Here is an 8,718-nt window from a genome sequence, read left to right as displayed (position 1 = left end):
GCCGATCACGGCCACCTCGGCCACACCCTCGAGCGCGGAGATCCACCGGGCGCGGCCGCTTGTAGGTGGCAATTCGATCGCGGCAGACCTGCTCGATCCGCAGCGCCCCGGGGCGCGAATGTGAGCGGCTGGGTCTCTCGCGGCTGCTGCTGTCAACATCATCGAGCGGGTCGTGAGGTCGCAGTGGGGGGCGGACCCTCTCGCCGCCACGGAAGCGGTCCTTTGCTGGGCCTCGGCGGTCGGAGAGCAGCTTTCCTCTCGGCGGCGGCTTGGTTGGGGAGCCGCTCGGTGAGGGTGGCCGTCTCGACTGGGCTCGGTCCTCCCGCGCACCGGCGTGATCGTTCCGAGGAGGTGGAGTGGGGGACCACCGTTCCGCTGCCGTCATCTAATCCTGGATGGTGGGCGCTGCTACTCCGTTCAGGGCGGTATCGAGTCTTTACCTCCCACGGCGCGAGGTGGTTGGCTCGATCGGTCTTCGGCCCGGCGCCGGACCACGGACCGCTCGTCCCCACGAGTGGAGGGTCGCGGGGACGAGCGTTAGTCCGCTACTGAAGGGCGAAGCCCGCGTAGTCGTTGGACGCGCACTTCGAGATCCACTCCCGGTACGGGTGGATACCGCCGAAGTAGATGAGCCCACGTCCGGACTTGCCCTCGATGTTGCCGCCGACGTACCAGCTGGGTGTTTCGTTGAACAGGGTTACGTCGAGCGCGCGGTCGCACTCCTGGATCCATGTCTCCTCGAACTCCGGAGTCGGATCCACAACCGTCTTGCCTTGGGTTTTCATGTGCGAGAAGAGGCTGGTCAGCCAGGTCATCTGGTCTTCGCAGAACAGGACCGGTTGAAAGAGCGGCGCGGGGCTTCCCGGTCCGGAGATGTAAAACATGTTCGGGAAGCCCGATGCCATCATGCCGAAGGTGGTGCGGATCTCGTCGGACCAGTGATCCGTCAGTGCCTGGCCGTCGCGGCCACGGATGTCGATGCGCACGAGGGCACCGGACATCGCGTCGAAGCCGGTTGCGAAGATCGCGATGTCGAAGTCGTACTCCTGCTCGGTCGTCTGCAGGCCGATCGGGGTGAAGCTCTGGATCGGGGTGGCCCGCACGTCGACGAGCGTGACGTTGTCGCGGTTGAATGTCTCGTAGTAGTTGGTCTCGGCGCTGAGCCGCCGCATCATCACCGGGTAGTCGTTCGGGATGAGGATGTCAGCGATCGCGGGGTCGTCGATGCGTGTGCGGGTCTTCTCCCGGAGGAACTCCGCGAGGGTGTCGTTGGCAGCGCGGTCGCCGAAGATGTCGGGGTAGACGTTGTAGAAGGCCAGGCCGCCCGACTCCCACCGGTCCTCGTAGAGCGCGAGCCGTTCCTCCTCGGAGACCGCCAGCGCAGAGGTGGTGGTCAGGTCGACCGGCTTGTAGTTGACGGCGACCCAGCCGCCGAAGGACGCGTACTTCTCGCGCCGGCGCCACTCGGCATAGTTGGCCTTGACCTCCTCGAAGTAGCCTTCGGGAGGAACGCAGTTACGCAGCGGTACCGCGAAGGCCGGGGTGCGTTGGAAGACCGTGAGGTGCTCGGCGGTCTCGGCGACGATCGGGATCACCTGAATGCCGGATGATCCGGTGCCGATCACGGCCACCTTCTTTCCGGCGAAGTCGATACCTTCCTCCGGCCAGCGCGCTGTGTGTGCGGTGACACCCTTGAACTCGTCGAGGCCGGGGAAGTTGACGTCCTTTGGTGCCGAGAGCAGACCGGTGGCCATGATGCAGTACTGCGCGTCGAAGGTCTCGCCCCGGTCGGTCTCGACGTTCCACCGGCCGCTGGCTTCGTCGAACTGTGCTGCGGTCACGCGGCGGCTCAGCAGGATCGAGGGTCGGAGGTCGAAGCGGTCGGCGACGTGGTTGAAGTACCGCTCGAGTTCGGGCTGGGCCGCGTACCGCTCCGACCACTCCCACTCCTGCTGCAGGTCGTCGTCGAACGCGTAGCTGTACTCGACACTCTCGACGTCGACGCGCAGCCCCGGATAGCGGTTCCAGTACCAGGTGCCGGCCACGCCGTCGCCGGCCTCGATGAGCATCGCGTTGTATCCACGCTTCTGCAAATGGTACAGCGCGTAGAGACCGCTGGCGCCCGCACCGACCACGATTGCGTCGTACGGTTGCTTCGAGCGCACGAACTCGTTTGTGTGATTCACCTGGCGCTGCCTCTCTAGTCCGGGTTCTTCGGTGTTGGGCTTGATGGAGATCTGCTGGTCAGGTCGAGAACTCGATTCGCAGCCGCTTCTTGTCAACCTTTCCGTAGGGGGTCAGCGGCAGGGTCGAAACCCGTTGGATGGATTTGGGGCGCTTGTAGGCGGTGAGCCCCGATCGGCAGGTATCCATGAGGTCATCGGCGCTGAACTGCGCGCCCTGATCGTCGGTGGCCACCACAAAGGCCACGACGGCCTCGCCCCAGTCCGGGTCGGGGATCCCGACGACGGCCACCCGGGTCACGCCGGCGCAGGTCTGGAGGAACTGCTCGACTTCGCTGCTGTAGACGTTCATCCCCCCGGTGATGATCACGTCGTTCTTGCGGTCGAGGAGGTAGACGTAGCGGTCTGCGTCGATGTAGCCGATATCGCCGGTGTGGAGCCAGCCATTGCGCAGCGTCTCGGCAGTCTTATCCGACATGCCGTGGTAGCCGGCCATGACGTAGGGCGAGCGTGCGGCGATCTCACCGACCTGCCCGGCGGGTAGCGGTTCGTCGTCTTCGTCAAGAACGGCGACATCGGCCATCAGGACCGGTTGCCCGCAACTGGTGAGGCGGTGCGCGAGCGCCGGGTCGGGGGAGTGGTCCTCTCGGCGGAGTCGGGTGAGGAAGTTCGGGGCTTCGGACTGCCCGTAGAGCTGCATGAAGACGGGGCCGAGAAGTTGCAGGCCCTGCTTGAGTCGTTCGAGGGTGATGGGGGCTGCGCCGTAGAGGATCGTGCGCAGCGCGCTGGCCCGAAGGTCGCGACCTGGTGTCCGCTCCAGAAGCCGATAGATCATGGTGGGCACCATGAAGGTGAAGGTGACGGTTCCGTCGCCGATCAGGTCGAGGGCGCGGTCGGGATCAAACCGGCGTTCCAGCCGGATTGTTGCGCCCCTGAGCAGGCCGGCCTGGGCCAGGAACCCGGCCGAGTGCGGGAGAGGGGACATCAGCAGGATTCGGTCGTCGTCGGCCAGACCCATTTCGATGACGTGTGACAGCAGGTTCATCGCGAGCCCGCGCTGGGTGTGCATGACGCCCTTTGGCCGACCGGTCGTGCCGCCGGTGTAGAGGATCAGCCCCAGATCATCTGGGGCCGGAGCCTCTGCCGCTGAGCCGGATACGTCGGGTGCGAGGCGGAGGAGCTCGTCCCAGTCCAGGGTGCTTGCAGGCCGGTCGCCTTCGAGCCCCACGGCGATGATCGTGTGCAGGGTGGTCGCGGAGCTGGCCAAAGCTGCGGGCAGCAGGCCGCGGTCGGCGATCGCGACCGTCACCCCGCTGTCCTGCAGGATGAAATCAATCTCTGCGGTGGAGAGCATGTCGTTGAGCGGCACCTTCACGCCGCCGCACCGGATAATCGCCTGATCTGCCACCAGGTACTCGGGTCTGTTCGACATCATCAGCGCGACACGCCCGCCGGGACCGATGCCTGCTCGGGTCAGGGCCTGGGCGAGGCGTTCGGACTTGTCGGCCATCTCGCGGTAGCTCCAGGAGCGGCCCTCGTACACGATCGCGAGCCGATCACCGAACCGCTCAAGGGCATGATCGAACAGCTGAGCGAGCGTCGGCACTGAGAATGGATCGAGCCTCGAGGTCACGGCGAACGGACGCATGGCGGAGTCTCCGGTCGGACTTCTCGTGCGGGACCCGGAACCAAGGGTCGGCGCAGGTCGACGAGCGATTCTGCAGGTGGACGTCGTCAGTGGCCGGCACGCGGCGCGCCCTTGTAGCTGGGGATCCCCGCCGATGGCGGCGCCTCTTCCTTGGCCCCGACGGTGTTACGCAGTACTCCGATCCCGGAGGCTTCCAGCTCGAGTACGTCCCCGCTGCTGATCCAGCGGTCGAGTTCCAGGCCGCAGCCACCGCCCACCGTGCCGACGGCGAGGAACTCGCCCGGAAACACCGGTTCGCAGTACGACGCCCAGGCCAGCACCTCGGCGAAGGAATACCGGCGTGAGCTGGTGTCGGCCTGCGTCCACACCTCTCCGTTGACCCGCGCGGTGCACTGCACGGCGTTCTCGTCGACCTCGTCCATGGTGAGTACACACGGGCCCATCACCGTGCCGAAGCTTTTGCCCTTCGACGGGCCGATGTTCAGGCTCATCTCGTAGAACTGGATGTCGCGAGCACTGAGATCATTGAAGATCGTGATGCCGGCGATGTGCGCCGGCGCGTCCTTGACGGAGATGTTGCGCCCGGCCTTGCCCACGAAGAAGCCGATCTCGAGCTCGAAGTCCATCTGGTCGGTGTAAGCCGGCCAGGGGATCAGATCCTGCGGCCCGAGGATCGTCTCGACGTTGCACTCGTAGCAGATCGGTACGCTGCCGAAAGCCTCCGGCACGGCGAGCCCGGAGCCCGCGGCGTGCGCCTCGTAGGTCAGGTAGTCCCTGATGCGGCGAGGCCGCGGAACGGGTGCACGCAGTCGTACCGTGTCCGCGGCCGGCGCGACGAGCTCATCGCCCGGCCCCACCAGGTCGTCGCCCCGCTCCAGGGTCTCTGCGACGAACGCGACCGCCTCGTCCGCCGTACGGCGGGCGTCTTCGCCGCCCTCGAAGAACGCGATCATGTCCCGGGGAGCTACGGCGGCCGCTGTCCGCCGGGCGTCAACCACGTCCAGACCCCGGCGCCGCGCGATGGCGACCTGTGCCGCGTAGAGATCCACGACGCGGTCTCGAAACAGAACACCCACCCGGGACCCGACAAGCTGCACATGCTGCGGGTCGAACGTCACCAGTCGCACTTCGCCACCTCGCGAGAGACCCTAATTGGACGCGCGTCCGATTCTGGTCGGACGTCCGGTGGACACATCGTGGAGTGCCACGTCACAGCTGTCAACATCTTCTTCACCTGCGGCGATGAGTTCGTCTCTCGAGGAGGTCGTCGTCGCGAAGGGCAGCGAGTGGCTGCTTGACATGGCCACGAGGGGACGCGGAAACTCCTAAGTTGGACGTGCATCCAACTTCGGATCGCGTCCAAAGTCCCGGATGTGGACGGGCTGGCAGTCCCCCGCTACGAGCAGCGTCCCCCACTGAGTTCCGTCGAGTCGCAACCCGAGAGGACCCGCAATGTCTGAGATTCACCGCGTCGTGACCGGTCACAACGCGAAGGGGCAGTCCCTGATCCGTTTCGAAGACTCCGGCACCAACCACGTCACCATCGATTCCTGGCCCGGCGGACTCAAGATCACCGAGCTGTGGGTGACGAACGAGGCCCCGGCGAACATGGACTCGGACACCGATCGGGCGACCCGCCCCCTGCAGCACGACCCGCAGAACGGCGGCACGATCTTCCGCTGGATCGAGTTCCCCCCGGAGTCCGAAGGTGACTCCTTCGACGCTTCGGAGATCTTCAACGCGCTCGGCAGCGAGAACAAGCCGACCGGCGAGATGAGCCAGGAGCACTTCTCCACACACCGCACCGACTCCATCGACTACATCGTCGTCGTCTCCGGAACGATGCGGATGGTCATGGACGAGGGCGAGGTCGTGCTGCGGCCCGGAACCTGCATCGTGCAGCAGGGCACGAGCCACGCCTGGGTCAACCGGAGCACAGAGCCCTGTGTCGTCGCGGTGGTGCTTGTCGCGGCGGAGAAGCCGTCCGTCCTCGACTAACCGCTACATCACCAATACGGACGTGCACCAGCGGGGCGGCGCTCGAGCAGGCGTCGCCCCGCTGACGTGCTTGCCTTCACCTCTCCAGGGGTGGGCGCGGCGGAGGGCGGGGAGCGCTCGTCACGTACGACCAACTCGAGCACGAGCGGCTGTGCAGCCGTGATCATCCTCATCGGGCGGGGACCGGCGTCCAATCTTGGACGGGGGTAGGTTGGTAAGCCAGGCCGTTCGGAGGGAGCAACCAGGTTGGCAGGCAGTGCAGGAACGGCCGGCGTGTCCCGCACCACCTCGGCGCGCCGCGAACGCAAGCGCCTGCACACCCGACGTCGCCTCTACGAAGCGGCCATTCAGCTGTTCGAGGAAAAGGGCTACGACGAGACCACGGTCGACGAAATCGCCGAGCTGGCCGACACAGCCCGGGCCACGGCCTACAACTACTTTCCCCGCAAGAGCAGCTTCCTTCAGGAATGGATGGAGCGACGACGGCAGCAGGTCCGCGTCGATCTCGACGCGCTGGGGCTCGACCAGCAGCCCGTGAGCACGTTGCTGCGTACCTACATCGACGACCTCGCCCGCATCAACCTCGACCAGGAGGCGCTCACCCGCACGCTGCTGCCCGCCTGGGTGCGCGCAGGAGGGCCAATCACAGACGCGCCCGAACTTGCCGAGGTACTGACCGCATACATCCGCACCGGCCAGGAACGCGGTGAAATACGTGCTGACTGCGACGCGGAACGCGCTGGACACCTCATTCGTAGTGCCTACCTCGGGAATCTGTACCTGTGGCTGCGCGAAGACGACCAGCACAACACACTCGATCTGACAGCTGCGGTCCGGGAAAGCATCGACATCATCCTGCGCGGACTCAACTCCCGAGAGTGAGGAACGGCCCTGCAGGACCTTGCCTGAGCAGTGAGCGTCGGCTCATGCCGCAGCGCGGGAGGTATCAGTCGTTCTCGGCGGAATCACAGGTCAATCCCGTCGTGGGACGCGTCACCTCGGGCCGTGCCTGCTGACGACCAGGCAGGCCTGGAGGCCCGCCCCAGCGGGGTTCGTATCGTGCGTGGCTGTGCGCGCCGACCAGCCGCACAGCCGTTGATGGTGTGCTCGCCGGCGTCGAGCATCTACCTGGCGTGAAGTTCTACAAGGCTGCACGCGGCCATCGGGCGTTGCCCGGACTGCCAGGCCAATCACCGACGGCTGGTGACGGTGAGCGGCCGCGACTGGGGCAACCCCTGCCTGATCAGAAGCGCGCTACGTCGACGCTGGCCTGTTCACGCAGCTGGATTGCGTAGGCACCCGCCTCGGCTGCCACGCCTGGTGAACGGTGTCGAGGTGGCGGCGCACGGCGGCGAGGTGGATCAGTTCGCGCCATAGGTTCATCCACACTGGAGATGGTCGAGACGGAATGGTCTCTGGGGATCGGATCGTCGGGTTCGCGGTTGCGCCCACCAGGGCTCCCCGGGAATAGGAGCACCGGGCCGCCCGCGACCGGGGTCCCTCGACTGCGGCGACCATGCGGTCCGACGCGCTCTGCAGCGCGCCCGGACTATGCGATTGCCCACCAGGGCAGCCTCGAGATCAACCTTCTGTACCTCGGTCGGCTGCAGCGCCGCGACGCAGTTGTCGTTGTGAATTGGCCGGTGACGGCGCCGCGACGCCGCCCGGCTCGCCCTGGGGGCCCGTGAACAGCAACGATGGGCGGTGAACACCCTGCTCACCCTCGCGATCGCCCGCCCGCCCGTTCAGAATCGGTACGGAAACCGGACTGGAGCGCGCCGACCAAGGTGGCCCGGACCAGCCGCTGGTCGTGGCGCCCGGACCAGGACGTGTCCACCCTCGGCCCGGCGAGCAGCGCAGCCAGGCTCGTCCCGAAAACGGCGACGCGCCCGTCGGTAAGCCGATGCTCAGGTCGACGACGACGATCGCCGGTCCCTCACCGCCGGCGGACCGAGGCGTCGAGTCCGGCTCGGGCGTAGGTGCGGTCCCTGGGCTCGCCGTACGCGCTCATGTCGTGCTCCCGTTCCGGCCGTTGCGGTTGCGCCAGGACGCCGCGCGTTCGTAGAGCCCGCGCAGGTCCAGCAGGTGGCTGCGCATGGCCTCCTCCGCCGCCTCGGCCTGGCCGGCCGCGATGTGCTCGGCGATCACCCGGTGGCACTCGTCGACCTCGTCCCACTCGCGACGGGCGACGGAATCACGGTCGAGCTTCGTACGGAGGACGTCGCTCACCGGCTGGCCCATCATCGTGAACATCAGGTTCCCGGTGGCCATCAGGATCGTGGTGTGGAAGTCCAGGTGCGGGATGAAACCGCTCGGGTCCCGCGGATCGCGGGGTGCGTGGGCGGCCGCGCGCACGGCGTCGACGGTCTCGGCATCCGCCCGCTGGGCCGCCAGCCGGGCCGCGGCGGGCTCCAGCAGCAGCCGGGCCTCCAGCAGGTCCGAGAGCTGCAGGTGCGGCGTCGCGACGAGGACGCCGAGCGCGCTGCCGACGTCCTCTACGACCCGGGCCGGGTCCGGGGCGGCGACGAACGATCCGCCCTGCATGCCGCGCAGGGTCTCGATGAGGTGCTGGCTGGTCAGGGAGTGCAGCGCCTCGCGGACGGTGCTGCGGCTCACCCCGAACGCCCGGCTCAGCTCGGCCTCGCTGGGTAGGCGTTCCCCGGGGGCGAGTGCGCCGCGCATGATCTGTGACCTCAGCTCGTCCGCCACCTGCCGGTAGGCGGGCCGGACCCGCTGCACCCGCAGCCGGGCCGAGGGGGGGCCGGGCCCCGCTGCAAGGACGGGGTCGGTGCCTGCTCCGCGGACGGCGCGGCCACCGGTGTCGGCCGGGCGGCGTCGGCGGGGCGGGGCACCGAGGTCGGGGGCCGGGGCGTCGAGGGAGGGGGCATC

The 8,718-nt window shown here is 67.3% G+C and carries 6 protein-coding genes; 2 read left to right on the top strand and 4 right to left on the bottom strand.

Annotated elements, in window-relative coordinates:
* Positions 1 to 545 precede the first annotated feature (545 nt).
* The 3 genes from JWP64_RS03800 to JWP64_RS03790 form a co-directional block, all read right to left on the bottom strand.
* On the bottom strand, positions 546 to 2,135 hold the full coding sequence (locus tag JWP64_RS03800; RefSeq protein ID WP_297492302.1) for an NAD(P)/FAD-dependent oxidoreductase: 1,590 nt from the start codon (positions 2,133 to 2,135) through the stop codon (positions 546 to 548).
* Positions 2,136 to 2,244: 109 nt separating this feature from the next.
* The gene (locus tag JWP64_RS03795) at positions 2,245 to 3,831 is read right to left on the bottom strand and encodes an AMP-binding protein (RefSeq protein ID WP_297492300.1); all 1,587 of its coding nucleotides are present in this window, start codon (positions 3,829 to 3,831) and stop codon (positions 2,245 to 2,247) included.
* An 86-nt stretch (positions 3,832 to 3,917) separates the two neighbouring features.
* Positions 3,918 to 4,958, bottom strand: coding sequence for a fumarylacetoacetate hydrolase family protein (locus JWP64_RS03790; RefSeq protein WP_297492298.1), 1,041 nt, complete (start codon positions 4,956 to 4,958; stop codon positions 3,918 to 3,920).
* 325 nt (positions 4,959 to 5,283) lie between these two features.
* Between JWP64_RS03790 and JWP64_RS03785 the strand changes: the two genes are divergently transcribed.
* Both JWP64_RS03785 and JWP64_RS03780 read left to right on the top strand, forming a co-directional pair.
* Complete coding sequence (locus JWP64_RS03785) at positions 5,284 to 5,829, top strand: cupin domain-containing protein (RefSeq protein ID WP_297492296.1); 546 nt, start codon at positions 5,284 to 5,286, stop codon at positions 5,827 to 5,829.
* Between the two features lie 273 nt (positions 5,830 to 6,102).
* Positions 6,103 to 6,711 (top strand): TetR/AcrR family transcriptional regulator, encoded by a 609-nt coding sequence (locus tag JWP64_RS03780; RefSeq protein ID WP_297492295.1) that lies wholly within the window; start codon positions 6,103 to 6,105, stop codon positions 6,709 to 6,711.
* A gap of 1,125 nt (positions 6,712 to 7,836) precedes the next feature.
* On the opposite strand, the gene JWP64_RS03775 is transcribed toward JWP64_RS03780, so the two are convergent.
* Complete coding sequence (locus JWP64_RS03775) at positions 7,837 to 8,568, bottom strand: FCD domain-containing protein (RefSeq protein ID WP_297492293.1); 732 nt, start codon at positions 8,566 to 8,568, stop codon at positions 7,837 to 7,839.
* Between the last annotated feature and the right edge of the window lie 150 nt (positions 8,569 to 8,718).

Source organism: Pseudonocardia sp. (assembly GCF_025465255.1).
Lineage (GTDB): Bacteria > Actinomycetota > Actinomycetes > Mycobacteriales > Pseudonocardiaceae > Pseudonocardia.
The sequence above is the reverse complement of the archived record's forward strand: the minus strand, read 5'-3'. Positions and strand labels throughout refer to the sequence as shown.